Here is a 16,025-nt window from a genome sequence, read left to right on the forward strand (position 1 = left end):
CCCGCGGCGCCCGCGACCTCGCCCGCGGCGAGGTGTGCGTCCGCGCTCTCCGGGTCGGCGCGGAGCCCCTCCGCGGCGAGCGCCGCCGCCTCGGCCGGCGCGCCCGGGAGCGCCTCGCGGGCGGCCGCCGCGAGGAGGTGTGCGAGGACGGGATCGGCCCCCTCGATCGCGAGCGCGCGCTGCGCCGCGACCGCGCCCCGGAGATCCCCGGCGTCGACGAGCACGTCCCGGAGCCCCTCCCCCGCCGCGCGGTCCGTCGGCCCGAGCTTGCGGTAGATCTCCGCCGCCTCGGCGAGCATCCCGCTCCGCCGGTAGTCCTCGGCGAGCTCCCGCTCGACCTCGGCGCGGCGTGCGGGATCGAGCGCGGGCCCGAGCAGCATGTTCCGGTGGAGCCGGACCGCGCGCGAGAGATCGCCGGTGCGCCGGAACAGGTGGCCGAGCGCGAGGTAGGTCTCGACGGCCTCCGGGCTGCCGAGGCGGGCGGCGTCGGAGAGCGCCTCGATGGCTGCGTCCGGATCGCCGGAGATCACCGAGCGGACGCCCTTCAGATACGCCTGGGCCTCGTCGCGGCGGCGGCGCAGCCGGTCCCACAGGAGGACGGCGACCGCAGCGAACGACACCGCGGCGATGGCGACCCAGGCGTCGGTCACGGGCGCTAGCGGACGCCGGCGAAGCCGGCGTGGAGCCGCTCCCACGCGGCGTCGAGCGCCTCGACCACGACCCGCTGGTCCGCGAGCACGGGCATGAAGTTGTTGTCGCCCGTCCAGCGCGGGACCACGTGCCAGTGCAGGTGGTCGGCGATCCCCGCGCCGGCGGGGCGGCCGAGGTTCATCCCGACGTTCATCCCGTCCGGCCGGTACACCGCGCGCACGACCTCGACGGCGCGGCGCAGCTCGTCCTGCAGGTCCGCCCACGCGTCCCGCGCGAGCGCGCCGAGATCGGCGACGTGGGCGCGGGGGATCACCATCACGTGGCCCGAGTTGTACGGGAAGCGGTTCAGGCAGGTGAACGCGTGCGCGCTCCGGTGCACGACGAGGTTCTCCCGGTCGCGCGCCTCCGGCGCGGCGGGGAAGTCGCAGAAGATGCAGCCCGTCGGCTTCTCGGCGCGGATGAACTCCATCCGCCAGGGCGCCCAGAGCGGCTGTTCCATGTCGGTTCTCGACCTCAGCGCGCGAGGAAGTAGACCCCGGGCTCCTGGGCGGCGGAGGCGCCCTTCTGGATGCGCGCGGCGACCGCGTCGGCGGCGGCGCCGGCCGCGCTGCCCATGAGCTGCTCGAGGAACGCGGCCCGCTCGTCCGCCGGGTAGACGAGGTGCGGCTCGCCGGAGAGCTTCGCCTCCGTCTTCGCGAGCTCGACCGCGTCGTAGAAGTTGCCGAGCGCGTCGACGAGCTTCAGCGCCTTCGCCTGCTCCCCGGTGATGACGCGCCCGTCGGCGAACTTCCGGACGGCGGACTCCTCGAGGCCGCGCCCCTTCGCGACGGCGCGGACGAACTGGGCGTAGACCTGGTCGATGAGCGACTGCCAGTAGGCGCGCTCCTCGGCGGTCATCTCGGAGAACGGGTTCCCCGCGTCCTTCAGGGCGCCGCTCTTCACCGTCTCCATCTTCACGTCCCAGCGATCGAGCAGCCCCTTCACCTTGGGGAACTGGGTGATGACGCCGATCGAGCCCGTGAGCGTGCCGGGCTCGGCGACGACCTTCGGGCACGCGACGGCGATGTAGAACCCGCCCGACGCGGCGAGGTTCCCCATCGAGCAGACGACGGTCTTCTTCTGCGCGAGCTTCTTCACCTCGTCGTGGATCTCCTGCGAGGGCGCGACCGCGCCGCCGGGAGAGTCGATCCGGACGACCACCGCCTTGAGCCCGTCGTCCTGCGCGACCTTCCGGATCTGCTTCAGGATCCGGTCGGCGTCCGCCGCGCCCGGTCCCGTGGAGATCGCTCCCTTCACCTCGATGATCGCGATGCGCGGGCCGGTCGCGATGGACGGCGACTCGCCCTTCACCACGCTGTAGGCGAGGAAGAGGAACCCGAAGAACACGAGGAACAGGCCGCCGAAGATGAAGGCCACGATCCCGATGGCGAGCCGGTCGCGCCGCGGCGGCGGTGGCGGCGGCATCGACGGGGGCGTCGGTCCCCAGCCGGCTCCACCCCCGCCGCCCCACCCCGGAGGCGGCGCCGGGGGCGCGCCCCACTGCGTCGGGCCCGCCGGCGGCGCAGCCGGAGGAGCGGAACCGATCGGCGTCGTGGGCAGGGGCTCGTTCGGGTCGTTCGTGCTCATGGTCGGTCAGGTAAGCACGCGGACCTCGGCGCCGCAACAGATCGCGCGGGCGTGGGGCGCGGCACGCGGGGGCGCGCTGATCGGCCGCGTACCTGCTCACGCGGGCGGTCCAGGCGGCACCCCGCGGGCAAAAGACGAGCGGCGCGCCCGTGAGGGCGCGCCGCCATGAAAGACCTGCCGCCGCGCTTCGACTACTTCCGGCGGTTGAACTTCTCCATGAGGTCGCCGAGGCGCGCGCGCCCGTCGCCCTGACGGCGCAGGTACTCGCGGTAATCGTCCTCGCCGCCGTCGCGGTTGAGCTGCTTGATCGACAGCGCGACCTTGCGCTCGTGGAGGTCCATGTCGATGACCTTGACGTCGACCTCCTGGCCCTCGGTCACGACGTCGCGCGGGTTCTCGACGCGCTCGTCCTTCATCTCGGAGACGTGGACGAGGCCCTCGATGCCCGGCTCGATCTCGACGAACGCGCCGAAGTCGGTGACCTTCGTGACCTTGCCCTTCACGCGCGAGCCCACCGGGTGGCGCTCGGAGAGCGTCGTCCACGGGTCGACGTGGGCCTGCTTGATGCCGAGGCTGAAGCGCTCGTTCTCGACGTCGATGTTGAGCACCACCGCCTCGACCACGTCACCCTTCTTGAACTTGTCGCCCGGGTGCTTGATGCGCTCGGTCCACGAGATGTCGGACACGTGCACGAGGCCGTCGATGCCCTCCTCGACGCCGACGAACACGCCGAAGTCGGTGACGTTGCGGACCTCGCCGCGGATCGTCGTGCCGATCGGATACTTGTCCTCGAGGAGCGTCCACGGGTTCGCCTCGATCTGCTTCATGCCGAGGCTGATCCGCTTCGCCTTCGGGTCGATGTCGAGCACGACCGCCTCGACCTGATCGCCCTGGTTGACGAGCTTCGAGGGGTGCTTCACGCGCTTCGTCCAGCTCATCTCGCTGACGTGGACGAGGCCCTCGACGCCCTGCTCGAGCTCGATGAACGCGCCGTAGTCGGTGAGCGAGACGACCTTGCCCTTGACGCGCGTGCCGACCGGATACTTCTCGTCGGCGCGGTGCCACGGGTCCTCCTGGATCTGCTTGAGGCCCAGGCTGACGCGCTCGGAGGCAGGGTCGAACTTGAGGACGACGACGCGGACCTCCTGGCCGACCTCGAACATCTCCGACGGGTGGCCGATGCGGCCCCAGCTCATGTCGGTGACGTGGAGGAGGCCGTCGATGCCGCCGAGGTCGATGAAGGCGCCGTAGTCGGTCAGGTTCTTCACCTGGCCCTTGAGGATCGCGCCCTCCTTCAAGTTCTTCAGGGTCTCCTTCTTGAGCTCCTCGCGCTCCTTCTCGAGGAGGACCCGGCGCGACAGGACGATGTTGCCGCGCTTCTTGTTGAACTTGATGACCTTGAACTTGAACTTCTCGCCGATGAGCTTGTCGAGGTTCCGGACCGGCCGGATGTCGACCTGCGAGCCGGGGAGGAACGCCTTCACGCCGATGTCGACGGAGAGGCCGCCCTTCACGCGTCCGACGATCACGCCCTCGACGAGCTCGTCGCGCTCGCACGCGGCGGAGATCTCGTCCCAGATGCGCATCTTGTCGGCCTTCTCCTTGGAGAGGACGACCATCCCGGTGTCGTTCTCCCGGGACTCGACGAGCACCTCGACCTTGTCGCCGACCTTGACGGCGGGCTCGCCGCCGGGCGCCGAGACGAACTCGGACATCGGCACCTGGCCCTCGGACTTGTAGCCGATGTCGATGACGGCATAGTCCTTCGAGAGCGCGATGACGGTGCCGGAAACGACCTTGCCCTCCTCGATGGGACCGGCCTGCGCCTCGCTCTGCGCGAAGAGCGTCGCGAAGTCCTCGGTCTCGATTTCGGGCGTACGGGGAGTCTGATTCTCCATTCGGTAAGGACCAACCTTTGTCGGGATCACGCCGGACCTGCGACTCTGGGTGAGCGGCTCAGGACCGCCCCGGCGTCAACCACAGCAAGCCCCCTGGTTCGTGTCGCGGCCGACGCCCCGGGGATCGAAGGCGCGCCGCGCGCCGGGCATACCCCGGCGTACATCGGGAATCTTGGAAGGCGCACGCTACACGCCCGAGATCAGGCGGTCAAGGCGCGCCCTGAGGGCGGAGGGCGCGCAGCCAGCTCGCCACGCCCTCGACCACCCAGTCGGGCGTCGAGGCGCCGGCCGAGAGCCCGACCACCCGGCAGCCCTCGAACCACTCCGGCCGGAGCTCGGCCTCCGTCTCCACGTGCCAGGTGCGCCCCTGGATCTCCCTGCAGATCTCGGCGAGGTGGCGCGTGTTCGCGCTGTTCTTGCCGCCGACGACCACCACCGCGTCGACCTCGCGGGCGAGCGAGCGGGCGTCCGCCTGCCGCTCCTCGGTGTCGTTGCAGATCGTGTTCACCGCCCGGACCTCCTTGTGCCGGAGGGCGAGCGCGCCCACGACCGCCTCGAAGTCCGCGCCGATGCAGGTGGTCTGCGCGATGACCGCGACCTTCTTCGCCGGGATCTCCGGGATGGGACCGCCCGGCTTCACCACCGTGCACGGCCCCTCGCTGAAGGAGACGACGCCCTTGATCTCGGCGTGGTTCGCGTCCCCCACGATCACGACGTGGTACCCCTCGGCGCTGAGCCGCTGGGCCATCGCCTGCGGGTACTTCACGTACGGGCAGGTGCCGTCCACCACCTCGAGGCCGCGTCCGTCGGCGCGCTCGAGCTCCTCCTTCACCGCGCCGTGGGTGCGGACCACGACGGTCGTCCCGTCGGCCACCTCGCCGACGGCGTTGACGGTGCCGACGCCCTTCTCGCGGAAGCGCGCCACCGCCTGCGGGTTGTGGATGATGGGCCCCAGCGTCACGACGGGCCCCGAGGACTGGTCGGCGACCTCCATCACCTTGTCGACGGTGCGACGGACGCCCCAGCAGAAACCGGCGGTCTTGGCGATCTTCACTTCCACGCGGCGCTCTATATAACGCCCCTCTCCGCCGTGGCCAGCCCGCCTGGCCCCCGTCCCTCCCGGCACCACCCCTCCCCGCTACTCGGCGTCGTGCACGTGGAAGTGCGCGTGCTCGGCGGAGCCGTGCCGGTGGGCGTGCCGGTGCGCGAGCCCGCTGCGCACGAGGAGCGCCTCGTCGCGGAGCAGGTCGCTCGGGGCGCCGTCGAAGAGGATCCCGCCGCCGGCCCGGTCGAGCAGGATCGCCCGCTCCCCCAGCTCCTCGACGACCGACAGGTTGTGGGTGGTGGCGAGGGTCGTCACGTCGAGCCCGGCGAGGAGCTCCACCACGCGCGCGGCGGCGGCGGGGTCGAGGTTTGCGGTGGCCTCGTCGAGGAGCAGCACCTTCGGATCGAGCGCGAGGATCGCGGCGAGCGCAACGCGCTTCTTCTCTCCGCCGGAGAGCTCGAACGGCGCGCGGTCCAGGAACGGCACGAGGTCGAGCGCCTCCGCCCAGCGCCGCACGCGCGCGTCCACGTCGGGGACCCCGAGCTGGCGCGGTCCGAACGCGAGCTCGTCCGCCACGGTCGGGTTGAACAGCATCGCGTCCACGTTCTGGAAGAGGAGCCCGACCTCGCTCCGGAACCGGCGCCGGAAGGCGGCGTCGTCGAGCGCCCGCGCCGACAGCGCGCTGCCGCCGTAGCGGATCTCGCCCGTGGCCGGGAAGGCGAGGCCGTCGAGCGCCCGGAGGAGCGTGGTCTTCCCGCAGCCGTTCACTCCCAGGAGGACGACCCGCTCGCCCGGCGCGACGGAGAGCGAGACGTCGCGCAGGACCGCGCGACCGGAGAGCTCCAGGGTCACGTGGCGGAGCTCGAAGGGCACTAGAACCCCCGTGAGCGCATGGCGTCGGAGACGTCGCGCGCGTTCTTCATGGAGAGCGTGAGGAGCGCGGCGGTGAGCCCCCCGGCCCCGCGGACGACATCCAGCGGCCCGGGGCGGCGCAGCATGCGGCTCTTCAGCCCGAGGAGCGACTCCGTCGCCACGAGCCGGAGCGCGTGCACCTGCGCGAGCGTGAGGACGAGGAGCCGGCTCGCCGTCGGGAACGGCGCGAGCGCCCGGAAGAGATCCATCCGCGCGAGCGCGGAGAAGGTCACGAAGGCGATGAGGGCGGCGCGGAGCGCGAGCGCCGCGAACGGCCCCGCGTCCGGCCAGCGCCCGGCGACGAGCCGGAGCCAGCCCGCCGACGCGAGCGACAGCAGGGCCGTGACCGGCACGACCGAGCGCAGGACGCGCCTCGCCGCGCGGAGCGCGCCCCGGTGGAGGAGCAGCAGCGCGACGAGCGTCGCGAGCCCGAGCGAGCGGAGGCCGGTCAGCGCCGACAGGCCGAAGACCGACGCCGCCCACAGGGCGAGGAGGAGCTGGCTGCGCCGGGGCTCAGAGGGCTTCACGGATCTTCGCCCTCCGCAGCACCGACAGCGCGAACAGCGTGTATAGCCCCTCCGCCGGCCCGGTGACGGCGAGGCTCGGGATCATCATCGCCGCGAGGGTCACCGGCAGCGGGGTCGGGAAGTAGTCCGCCGAGAGCCGGTGCTGCAGCCCGAGCACGAGCGCCACCGCGAGCGAGGAGACCTGCACGGCGACCCACGCGGCGAGGAACGCGGCGGCCCGCCCCGAGAGCCGCCGCGCGGCGAGGTACACGAGCCAGCCGGCGAGCGGGCCGAGGAGCCCCATGGCGAGCGCGTTCACGCCGAGCACGGTGAAGCCGCCCGCGCCGAAGAAGAGCGCCTGCACCACGAGAACGAGCGACTCGCACACGAACGCGACGAGCGGCCCGTGGAGGAGCGCGAGGAGCGTCACGCCCAGGAGGTGCGTGGAGGTGCCGCCCGGGAGCGGGATCATGATCGACTGGACGACGAACGCGACGGCCGTGAGCGCGCCGACCACCGGGAGCGAGTCGGCGGCCGAGCGGCCGAAGTGACGGCGCGCCGCCCACGCCCACAGCGGCGCCGAGACGGCCAGGGCCGGGAGCGTGATCTGCGGGGAGACGAAGCCGTCGGGGACGTGCATCGCTAGCGATTCGCGGACCTGCGCCGCGCGAGGAGGACGAGCCCGGCGAACACGGCCGCGATGACCGCCGCGCCGAGGAGCGGCCGCAGCACGAACCCGGCGCTCCCTGCCGCCGGCGTTCCGGCCTGGGTGGTCGCGCCGGATCGCGCGACGTCGATCGTGGTGTCGAGCCCGTGCCCCGTGGCCTCCACCACCTTCACCCGCCACGGGCCGGGCGCATCGGGGACGAACGCGAGCCAGCCGGCTCGATCCGTCCGACCGGCCAGGTACGCGGCGCCGGGCGCCGACGGCGAGAACACCTCGAACGGCGCGTTCGCGAGCACCTCGCCGTCCGACTCGTACACCCTGACCGCCACCGCGCGCCCGCGATCGACGTCGTGGAGCACCTCGTGCGCCCGTGCGCCGGCGGGGACGAGCGCTGCGAGCAGGAGGACCAGGATGGACTGCGAGCGCATGCGATCTTCCTTTTCCGGCGCGGCGCCATTCGCACGATTTCGTGCGTCGTAATACCGAGAGCCCCAGGTGGGCGTCAAGCACGCTTCCGGTCGCAGGCGCAGGAGGGCCGGGCGCCCTTCCCGAGGCGCCTGGTTCCTGCACCGAGCGTCACGAACCCAGCCCCCGAGCCTCCGATGTGGGAGGCTCGGCCTCTCGCCCGGGCGGCCCCGCGCCGGGTGTCCTCCCCCGACCCTCACCTCCCCGGAGGCACCTCCATGAAGCTCCTCGCCGCCGCCCTCCTCGCCGCCGCCGCGCCTGCGCTCGCGCAGGACCTCTCGGTTCGCGTGGTGACGCTGAAGTCTCCGGCGCTCGGCGAGGAGCGCACGGTCTACGTGCTCACGCCGCCGGGCTACGCGCATGGCGAGCGCCGGTACCCCGTCGTCTACTTCACGGACGGCGAGCGCACCTTGCCGCTCCTCGCCACGACGGCACGCTTCCTCGCGAGCACCGGTCGCATGCCGGAGGTGATCCTGGTGGGCCTCTCCCACCCCGACCGCGTGCGGGACCTGACGCCCACGCGCGGGAAGCTCGTGGAGGACGGGGGGGAAGCGGTCGCCTACGAGACGAGCGGTGGCGCCGACAAGTTCCTCGCCTTCGTCGTGCAGGACCTCGTGCCCTGGGTGGAGAAGAGCTACCGGACGGAGCGCTTCCGCATCCTGGCCGGCCACTCGTTCGGCGGACTCTTCGCGCTCCACGCGATGACGGCGCGGCCCGGCGTGTTCCAGGCGGCCATCGCCGCGAGCCCGGCGCTCACCTGGGACGGCGACCTCCCGGCGAGGCGCGTGCGCGAGGCGCTCGCGCGCAAGGACGGGCTCTCCGGGACGATCGTCTTCACGGTCGGTGATGAAGGTCGGCTCTCCGACTCGCGCTTCGAGGAGCTGAAGCGGCTCCTCGCCGGCGCGGGCGCCGTCCGCGCGAAGGCGCTCCACCTCGCGGGCGAGGATCACGCGACGACGCCGTTCGCGACCTACTACGCGGGGCTGAAGGAGGCCTTCGACGGATGGTCGATGCCCGTCGCCCCCGAGGCCGTCGGCCCCCGCGGCGGCGCCGCGGCGGTCGAGGCCCATTACCGCGCGCTGTCGCAGCGGCTCGGGTTCGCGGTCCCGCCTCCGGAGCGCGCGCTCGCGCTCGCGGGCCTGCAGCTCCTCTCGGAAGGCGACGGGGACGGCGCCCTCCGCACGCTGCGCCGGACCGTCGAGCTCTATCCTTCGTCGTTCCGCGCGCAGCACGCGCTCGGGGCGGCGTTCGAGCGCGCGGGGGAGCTCGAACGCGCGCGCGACGCCTACCGGCGCGCCTGGGACTCGGCGAAGGCCGCGGGCGATCGGGACGCTTCCGCGTACGAGGCGAGCTACGTCCGCGCGAGCGCCGCGAAGAGCGGGCAGCGGCGCTCGCTCGCGACCCCGGGCGACACGGATCTCCTGCGGCCGTCCTGCGATCACTACGGCAGGTACGATCCGGACACGCGGCGAGACGGCCCGGAGTAGCCGGCCGTCGTCCAGCCCGGGGCTGCGCCCCGCCCCCGCTCGCCGGGTGCCCTGCGCCACCGCGGGCGGCTTCGCCGCCATCGCGGCGGGCGCCCCGGCGGGCTCGCCTCGCTCGCCGATTCGCGATCGGCCGTCTAGCCCTTCTCTCCCTTGTCCCCGACGAACTTGTCGCGCTCGTCTCGGAAGAGGACGTTGAAGGTCGTGAGCGAGCCGTAGCAGCGCGTCACGTACTGCTGCAGCTCGATCTTCTCCGCGTCCGAGAGCTTGTCGTTCGCGTTGACCTTCTGCTCGAGCACGCGCAGCCGGTCGCGGATCATCACGATCTTGTGGAACAGGCTGTCGAGGGGGATCTCCTTCGCCTGCGTCTGCGCGTCGCCGGGCTTGAGGAGCACGGTGCCGCCCTCCCAGCGCGGCGCGAGCCGGACGTCGGCCCCCTCCTCGCGCAGCGCCTCGCGGATCGCCTCGGCGAACTCCTCGCGGGTCATGTCGGTCAGCTCCTCGGGCAAGGGGGACGGCGGCGCGGACTGCGGGACGGGATGGAGGTGAGCCGCGGCGGGCGCGAGCGGCGCGCGCTCGACCGGCGCCGCCGCGTCCGCGCCGCGGTGAACGAGCGGGCTCGACGGGCGCGTCGCGCGGCGCCGGGTCGGCGTGGAGAGCGGCGCGGCGGGGATGGCGGCGTCGCGGGAGAGGTAGCGCTCGCAGGCGGGCGCGGTGCCCGGGAAGTCCCCGGTGCGGACGCCGAGGCGGCATGGGCCGATGGGTCCGCGGGCATCCTCCAGGATGGGCCGCCAGAGCCGGCAGCTCCCGCACTCCTTCGGCCCGTACCTGCGCTCCTCGCTCACGCTCCGCCCCGCCCCTCCGCCTGGAGCCGCTCCTCGACCGCGCGCACCAGCGCGTCCACCACCGCCTCGAGCGGGACGCCGCTCGTGTCGACGACCCGCGCGTCCTCGGCGGGCCTGAGCGGCGCGATGGCGCGCTCCGAGTCGTTCTTGTCGCGCCGCAGCTGGTCCGCCAGCACCTCGTCGTAGGTCGACGCGTCGCCCTTCGCGGCGAGCTCCGCGTGGCGCCGGCGCGCGCGCTCCTCCGCGGAGGCGGTGAGGAAGAACTTCACGTCGGCGTCGGGGAACACCACCGTCCCGATGTCGCGGCCCTCGAGCACGGCGCCCCGGTTCTCCGGCGCGCAGGCGAGGCGGCGCTGCAGCCCGAGGAGCCCCGCGCGAACGACCGGCCGCGCCGACACGTCGCTCGCCCCGATGGACATGGGAGGCGTGCGGATCTCGACCGAGACGTCGTCCGCGCCGAGCAGGACGCGCTGGCCGCCGCCCGGCGAGGGGGCGAAGTGGATCTCGAGCTCGGGCAGGAGCGCCCCGAGCGCCGCGTCGTCCTCGAACGCGATCCCCCGGCGCGTCGCGGCGAGCGCGACGGTACGGTAGATCGCGCCCGTGTCGACCATGGCGAAGCCGAGGCGGGACGCCACGCGGCGCGCCGCGGTGGACTTCCCTGCCCCGGCGGGCCCGTCGATCGCGACGATGAACGGCCGGCCGGCGATCACGCTGCGAGGATCCTCCCGAGCGCCGCGAGGCACCGCTCGTTCTCCCGCCGGAGCCCCACCGTGATCCGGAGCGCGCCTGGGAACCCGTAGCCCGCCACCGGGCGCGCGATGACTCCCTCGCGCAGCAGCGCCTCGAAGAGATCCTTGCCCGCCCGGCCGGGGAAGTCGGCGAGGACGAAGTTGCCCTGCGACGGCACGACGGTCGCGCCGAGCCCCGCGAGGCCGTTCGCGAGGAAGGGCCGCTCCTCGAGGACGAGCGCGCGGCTCCGCGCGACGTGCGCGTCGTCCCGGAGCGCCGCGGCGGCGGCCGCCTGGGCGACGAGGCTCGTGTTGAACGGCGGGCGCACGCGGTCCACGTACTCGACCACCTCGGGCCGCGCGAGCCCGTATCCGACGCGCATGCCGGCGAGGCCGTAGATCTTGGAGAAGGTCCGGAGCACCACGACGTTCGGATACTTCCGGCGGAGCGCGAGCCCGTCCTGGAACCCCGGGGCGTCAACGTACTCGACGTACGCCTCGTCGAGCACGACGAGCGTGTCCTTCGGCACCGCGTCGAGGAACGGGGTGAGCTCCGCCTCGGTGAACCAGGTGCCCGTCGGGTTGTCCGGGTTCGCGAGGAACACGACCTTGGTGCGGCGGGAGAGGAGCTTGCGGAGCGCGTCGAGGTCGTAGTGGAAGCGCGCCTTCATCGGCGCCTCGACGAGCGTGCGGCCGTGCTCCTGCGCGGCGAGCTTGTAGGCGACGAAGCTCTGCGCGCTCGTCAGGACCTCCTCGCCGTCGAGCACGAAGGTCCGGACGAGCAGCTCGATGAGCTCGTTCGAGCCGTTCCCGACCATCACCTCCTCGGACGGGACGCCGAGCTTCGCGGCGATGGCGTTCCGGAGCTCGTAGGCGGAGCCGTCCGGGTAGAGGTGCACCTTCGCGCACGCCTCGCGGGCTGCCGCCAGCGCGAGGGGCGAGGGGCCGAGCGCGTTCTCGTTGGAGGCGAGCTTCGCGACGTTCGAGACGCCGTACTCCCGCTCGACCTCCTCGATGGGCTTCCCGGGGACGTACGGCGTGAGCGAGGCGACGTGGGGCGGGACGAGAGGCATGGGGCGACGGTTATACCCGACGGCCCCGGCGCTCGCGAAGGCCCCGCGCTACTCCTCGGCGGTGAACACGCCCATCGCCCGGAACTTCTTGTAGCGATCGACGACGAGCTGGTCCGGGGACAGCTTCTTCAGGTCGGCGAGGTGGCGGCGGATCGCCACGCGCACGTTCTCGGCGACGAGGTCGTGATCGCGGTGCGCTCCGCCCTCGGGCTCGGCGACGATCTCGTCGGTGATGCCGAAGCCGGCGAGGTCCTTCGCGGTGAGCTTCAGCGCCTCGGCGGACTTCTTCCCCTGCGTCGAGTCGCGGTAGAGGATCGAGCTGCAGCTCTCGGGCGAGATGACGTTGTACCAGGCGTACTGCAGCATCAGGATGCGGTTCGTCACGCCGAGGCCGAGCGCGCCGCCGGATGCGCCCTCGCCGATGACGACGGAGATCGACGGGACCGAGAGCGACGACATCACCTCGAGGTTCGTCGCGATGGCCTCGGCCTGGCCGCGCTCCTCCGCGCCGATGCCGGGGTACGCGCCGGGCGTGTCGATGAAGATGAGGACCGGGCGGCGGAAGCGCTCGGCGAGATCGAAGAGCCGCCGCGCCTTGCGGTAGCCCTCGGGGCGCGGCATCCCGAAGTTCCGCAGCATGTTCTCCTTCGTGCCGCGGCCCTTCTGGTGCCCCATCACGAGCACCGGCTCGCCGTCGAAGCGGGCGAACCCGGCCACGATCGCGCGATCCGCCGCGAAGCGCCGGTCGCCCTCGAGCTCGAAGAAGTCCGTGAACAGACGGCCCAGGTAGTCGAGCGTGTACGGCCGGTTCGGATGGCGCGCGAGCTGGACGGTCTGCCAGGGCGAGAGGTCGCTGAAGATCTCGGCCTGGAGCCGCTTCGCCTTCTTCTCGAGCTTCTGGATCTCGTCGGAGAAGTCGACGCGGGCGCCGCCGGACAGCTCCTTCAGCTCGGCGATCTTGGACTCGAGCGCGATGATCGGGCGCTCGAAGTCGAGGGCATGGGCTGGCTTCGTCACGACGCGCCTTATAGCACGAGGTGGCCGGAGCGCACGGTCGAGGCGCCGGGATTCTCAGCCGTTTTCGACGCGCCGCGCCAAGGCCTCGACGTCGACGGGCGGCGCGATCCACTCGACGCCGCGCTCGCGGCGGAGCCAGATGACCTGCCGGCGCGCGTAGCGGCGGTGCGCCACCTGCACGCGCCGGATCGCCTCCGCGAGCTCGAGCTCCCCGCGCACGCACGCGAGGGCCTCGGCGTAGCCGATGGGGAGCCTCGGCGGCAGCGCGCCGCCCGTCCGCGCCGCGAGCGCGCGCGCCTCGTCGAGGAGTCCGCCCGCGAAGATCTCCGCGACGCGCGCGTCGATCCGCGCGTGGAGCGCCGCGCGCGGCGGATCGAGCGCGAGGAGGAGCGCCGCGTAGCGGTCCGGCTGGAACGCGTGCTCCGCGTGGAGCTCCGACGGCCTCCGCCCGCCCGCGGCGATCTCGAGCGCGCGCACGATCCGCACGAGGTCGTTCGGGCGGATCCGCGCCGCCGCCTCGGGATCGATCGCGGCGAGCCGCGCGTGCAGCGCGGGGCGGCCGAGCCGCAGGGCCTCCTCCTCGAGGCGAGCGCGGAGCGCGGGATCGCGGCCGGGCGCCGCGACGACGCCGTGGAGCAGGGCGCGCAGGTAGAGCCCGGTGCCGCCGGCGACGATCGGCAACCGGCCGCGGGCGGCGATGTCCGCGATGGCGGCGTCGGCGAGCGCGGCGAAGCGCGCCGCGTCCATCCCCTCCCCCGCGTCCACCACGTCGAGCAGGTGGTGGGGCACCGCGGCGCGCTCGGCGGGGGTCGGCTTCGCGGTGCCGACGTCGAGCCCGCGGTAGACCTGCTGCGAGTCCGCGTTCACGATCTCGCCGTCGAGGCGGCGCGCGAGCGCGACCGCGAGCGCGGTCTTCCCCGACGCGGTCGGCCCGGCGATGACGAGGAGGCGGATCACCTCACCCGCGCGACGAGCTCCGCGAGCGCGACCGGCGTCTCCTCGCGCGTCGCGAGGTCCTTCAGCTTCGCCTGCCCGGTCGCGACCTCGTTGCCGCCGAGGACGAGCGCGTAGCGCGCACCGACCCGCTCCGCCTGCTTGAACTGCGCCTTCATCTTCCCGCCGCGGGGGTCGAGCTCGCAGGCGATCCCGGCGCGGCGAAGCTCCGCGGCGCGCCGGAGTGCCTCGCGCGCGCCGTCGGCGTCCGCGGAGACGAAGAAGACGACCGGCTTGCGCTCGGGCGCGGCGCGGCCGGCCTTCTCCAGGATCATCGCGAGCCGCTCCTGGCCGAGCGCGAAGCCGATGCCGGGCGTGGGCGGCCCCCCCAGCGTCTCGACGAGTCCGTCGTAGCGACCGCCGCCCGCCACGGCGGACTGCGAGCCGAGGGCGTCCGAGGTGAACTCGTAGGCGGTGCGGACGTAGTAGTCGAGGCCGCGCACGAGGCGCGTGTCCACGGTGTAGCGGACGCCGAGCGCGTCGAGCCCGCTCCTCACCGCGTCGAAGTGCGCGGCGCACTCGGGGCAGAGCCGCTCGAGGAGCCGCGGCGCCTCGGCGAGCACCGGCTGGCAGCTCTCGACCTTGCAATCGAGGACGCGCAGCGGGTTCCGCTCCATCCGCTCGTTGCAGTCCGGGCAGAGCTCGCCCTTGCGCGAGGCGAGGTACGCGCGCAGATCCTGGAGGTAGGCCGGGCGGCAGCTGCCGTCACCGACGGTGTTGAGCTTCAGCTCGGCGCGGACGCCGAGGCGCGCGAAGTAGTCGTCGAGGAGCGCGATCTGCTCGGCGTCGATGAACGGCTCGGCGACGCCGAACGCCTCGCAGCCGATCTGGTGGAACTGGCGGTAGCGGCCCTTCTGCGGCCGCTCGCGGCGGAACATCGGGCCCATGTAGAACCACTTCTGCGGGCCCTCGACGAACGCGCCGTGCTCGATGAACGCGCGCACCGTGCCGGCGGTGCCCTCGGGGCGCAGCGCGAGCAGGTCCTCGCCCTTGTCCTCGAAGACGTACATCTCCTTCTTCACGATGTCGGTCGCCTCGCCGACGCCGCGCGCGAACAGCTGCGCGGGCTCCACGACCGGGGTCCGCACCTCGCGGTACCCGTAGAGCGCGAACACCTCGCGCGCGACCGCCTCCATCTCCTGCCAGCGCGCCGCCTGGCCGGGCAGGAGGTCGTTCATCCCCTTGACCCCGTTGATCTTCGTCGCCATCGCCGCGTCTCTCTACCAGAATTGGGTCACGCCGGCCCGCCGATCGGCTCCCCGACGCGCACCCGCGCGCCCGCCACGAGGCGGGCGTCGAGGCGCACGCGCCCCGGCTCGAAGAGCAGGATGACGGTCGAGCCCATCTCGAACGCGCCGAGCTCGCCGCCCTTCTCGACCGGCAGCGGCGACGCGTAGTCGCGCGCGGCGGCCGTCGCGGCGGGGAGGTTCGTCACCGGGACCGTGGGGTCGTAGTAGGCGCGCACCCGGCCGACGACCGTCGCGCCCACCGCGACGACCGCGCACGCCCCGAGCGGCGTCTCGAGGATCGTGACGAGCCGCTCGTTCACGGTGAACAGTCCCGGCACGCTCCGGACCGACGCCGGGTTCACGGGCCAGAGCTGGCCCGGCACGTAGCGCCAGCCGGTGATCCTGCCGCCGAGCGGGAAGTGGATGCGGTGGTAGTCGCGCGGCGAGAGATAGATGGTGGTGTAGGCGCCGCCCTGGAGCCGCTCGGCGAGCGCCTCGTCGGCGACGAGCGCGCCCACGGAGTAGTCGATCCCCTTCGCCTGGACGAGCCGCCCGCCGGTCGAGGTGCCGGCCTCGGAGACGGCGCCGTCCACCGGCGAGACGACGACCGCGTCGCCGGGGGCGATGGGGCGGAGCCCGGGCCGGAGCGGGCGCGCGAAGAACTCGCCGAACGTCCGGTACACCTCGAGATCCGGGCACTCCGTGAGATCGATGCCGTAGCGCGCGGCGAAGGCCCTCATGGCGGCGAGCCGCACCGGCGCGGGCGCGTTCCAGCGCGTGACCGCGCCGGCGAGACGGGAGACGGCGTTCTTCGGCAGGAGCTTCAGGGCCGAGATGAAGAGCTGATCGTTCATGGGGTCGGGCGCGGCAGTGTAAACCAACGCCC

Annotated in this window: 16 protein-coding genes and 1 pseudogene; 1 reads left to right on the plus strand and 16 read right to left on the minus strand. The window is 73.1% G+C overall.

Annotated elements, in window-relative coordinates; translation table 11 throughout:
• From MNY62_RS09655 to MNY62_RS09695, 9 genes and pseudogenes are all read right to left on the minus strand, one after another.
• Nucleotides 1-650 (minus strand): annotated as a pseudogene (locus MNY62_RS09655) (tetratricopeptide repeat protein); the annotation flags it as partial.
• A gap of 5 nt (nt 651-655) precedes the next feature.
• Entirely contained in the window at nt 656-1,150 is a 495-nt protein-coding gene (locus MNY62_RS09660; protein ID WP_242343943.1) for an HIT family protein, read from the minus strand.
• 14 nt (nt 1,151-1,164) lie between these two features.
• The gene (sppA, locus tag MNY62_RS09665; RefSeq protein WP_242343944.1) at nt 1,165-2,115 is read right to left on the minus strand and encodes a signal peptide peptidase SppA; all 951 of its coding nucleotides are present in this window, start codon (nt 2,113-2,115) and stop codon (nt 1,165-1,167) included.
• Nucleotides 2,116-2,468: 353 nt separating this feature from the next.
• Nucleotides 2,469-4,175, minus strand: a complete 1,707-nt coding sequence (locus tag MNY62_RS09670) for a 30S ribosomal protein S1 (protein WP_242343945.1) — start codon at nt 4,173-4,175, stop codon at nt 2,469-2,471.
• 208 nt (nt 4,176-4,383) lie between these two features.
• A complete protein-coding gene (ispH, locus tag MNY62_RS09675) occupies nt 4,384-5,235 on the minus strand; it encodes a 4-hydroxy-3-methylbut-2-enyl diphosphate reductase (RefSeq protein WP_242343946.1) in 852 nt (283 codons plus the stop codon).
• 78 nt (nt 5,236-5,313) lie between these two features.
• On the minus strand, nt 5,314-6,093 hold the full coding sequence (locus MNY62_RS09680; protein ID WP_242343947.1) for an energy-coupling factor ABC transporter ATP-binding protein: 780 nt from the start codon (nt 6,091-6,093) through the stop codon (nt 5,314-5,316).
• A complete protein-coding gene (locus MNY62_RS09685) occupies nt 6,093-6,659 on the minus strand; it encodes a hypothetical protein (protein ID WP_242343948.1) in 567 nt (188 codons plus the stop codon). Before MNY62_RS09685 ends, MNY62_RS09680 begins: the two co-directional genes overlap by 1 nt.
• A complete protein-coding gene (locus tag MNY62_RS09690; RefSeq protein ID WP_242343949.1) occupies nt 6,646-7,278 on the minus strand; it encodes an energy-coupling factor ABC transporter permease in 633 nt (210 codons plus the stop codon). Before MNY62_RS09690 ends, MNY62_RS09685 begins: the two co-directional genes overlap by 14 nt.
• Nucleotides 7,279-7,280: 2 nt before the next feature.
• Complete coding sequence (locus MNY62_RS09695) at nt 7,281-7,733, minus strand: hypothetical protein (RefSeq protein WP_242343950.1); 453 nt, start codon at nt 7,731-7,733, stop codon at nt 7,281-7,283.
• Between the two features lie 255 nt (nt 7,734-7,988).
• On the opposite strand from MNY62_RS09695, the gene MNY62_RS09700 reads away from it, so the two are divergent.
• Complete coding sequence (locus MNY62_RS09700; protein ID WP_242343951.1) at nt 7,989-9,257, plus strand: alpha/beta hydrolase-fold protein; 1,269 nt, start codon at nt 7,989-7,991, stop codon at nt 9,255-9,257.
• Between the two features lie 134 nt (nt 9,258-9,391).
• Here MNY62_RS09700 and MNY62_RS09705 read toward each other — a convergent pair whose 3' ends face one another.
• From MNY62_RS09705 to asd, 7 genes are read right to left on the minus strand one after another with little or no spacing between them, the layout of a single operon-like run.
• On the minus strand, nt 9,392-10,099 hold the full coding sequence (locus tag MNY62_RS09705) for a hypothetical protein (RefSeq protein ID WP_242343952.1): 708 nt from the start codon (nt 10,097-10,099) through the stop codon (nt 9,392-9,394).
• Nucleotides 10,096-10,806 carry a (d)CMP kinase gene (cmk, locus tag MNY62_RS09710; protein WP_242344022.1) on the minus strand — a complete coding sequence of 237 codons (711 nt, stop codon included), beginning with the start codon at nt 10,804-10,806 and terminating at the stop codon, nt 10,096-10,098. Before cmk ends, MNY62_RS09705 begins: the two co-directional genes overlap by 4 nt.
• The gene (gene hisC, locus MNY62_RS09715; protein ID WP_242343953.1) at nt 10,806-11,900 is read right to left on the minus strand and encodes a histidinol-phosphate transaminase; all 1,095 of its coding nucleotides are present in this window, start codon (nt 11,898-11,900) and stop codon (nt 10,806-10,808) included. Before hisC ends, cmk begins: the two co-directional genes overlap by 1 nt.
• 48 nt (nt 11,901-11,948) lie before the next feature.
• The gene (locus MNY62_RS09720; protein WP_242343954.1) at nt 11,949-12,917 is read right to left on the minus strand and encodes an acetyl-CoA carboxylase carboxyltransferase subunit alpha; all 969 of its coding nucleotides are present in this window, start codon (nt 12,915-12,917) and stop codon (nt 11,949-11,951) included.
• A gap of 54 nt (nt 12,918-12,971) precedes the next feature.
• Nucleotides 12,972-13,871: a tRNA (adenosine(37)-N6)-dimethylallyltransferase MiaA gene (gene miaA, locus MNY62_RS09725; protein WP_242344023.1), complete on the minus strand. Its 900-nt coding sequence runs from the start codon at nt 13,869-13,871 to the stop codon at nt 12,972-12,974.
• Nucleotides 13,871-15,118, minus strand: coding sequence for a histidine--tRNA ligase (hisS, locus tag MNY62_RS09730; RefSeq protein ID WP_242343955.1), 1,248 nt, complete (start codon nt 15,116-15,118; stop codon nt 13,871-13,873). Before hisS ends, miaA begins: the two co-directional genes overlap by 1 nt.
• Nucleotides 15,119-15,144: 26 nt before the next feature.
• A complete protein-coding gene (asd, locus tag MNY62_RS09735) occupies nt 15,145-15,993 on the minus strand; it encodes an archaetidylserine decarboxylase (protein ID WP_242343956.1) in 849 nt (282 codons plus the stop codon).
• Nucleotides 15,994-16,025 lie beyond the last annotated feature (32 nt).

This window comes from Anaeromyxobacter terrae, assembly GCF_022690685.1.
Lineage (GTDB): Bacteria > Myxococcota > Myxococcia > Myxococcales > Anaeromyxobacteraceae > Anaeromyxobacter > Anaeromyxobacter terrae.

Excerpts from the sequence above, each read along its gene's own strand:
- MNY62_RS09660 (WP_242343943.1), bottom strand. The coding sequence starts at position 1,150 with ATGGAACAGCCGCTCTGGGCGCCCTGGCGGATGGAGTTCATCCGCGCC.
- sppA (WP_242343944.1), bottom strand. The coding sequence starts at position 2,115 with ATGCCGCCGCCACCGCCGCCGCGGCGCGACCGGCTCGCCATCGGGATC.
- MNY62_RS09670 (WP_242343945.1), bottom strand. The coding sequence starts at position 4,175 with ATGGAGAATCAGACTCCCCGTACGCCCGAAATCGAGACCGAGGACTTC.
- MNY62_RS09690 (WP_242343949.1), bottom strand. The coding sequence starts at position 7,278 with ATGCACGTCCCCGACGGCTTCGTCTCCCCGCAGATCACGCTCCCGGCC.
- MNY62_RS09695 (WP_242343950.1), bottom strand. The coding sequence starts at position 7,733 with ATGCGCTCGCAGTCCATCCTGGTCCTCCTGCTCGCAGCGCTCGTCCCC.
- MNY62_RS09700 (WP_242343951.1), top strand. The coding sequence starts at position 7,989 with ATGAAGCTCCTCGCCGCCGCCCTCCTCGCCGCCGCCGCGCCTGCGCTC.
- hisC (WP_242343953.1), bottom strand. The coding sequence starts at position 11,900 with ATGCCTCTCGTCCCGCCCCACGTCGCCTCGCTCACGCCGTACGTCCCC.
- hisS (WP_242343955.1), bottom strand. The coding sequence starts at position 15,118 with ATGGCGACGAAGATCAACGGGGTCAAGGGGATGAACGACCTCCTGCCC.
- asd (WP_242343956.1), bottom strand. The coding sequence starts at position 15,993 with ATGAACGATCAGCTCTTCATCTCGGCCCTGAAGCTCCTGCCGAAGAAC.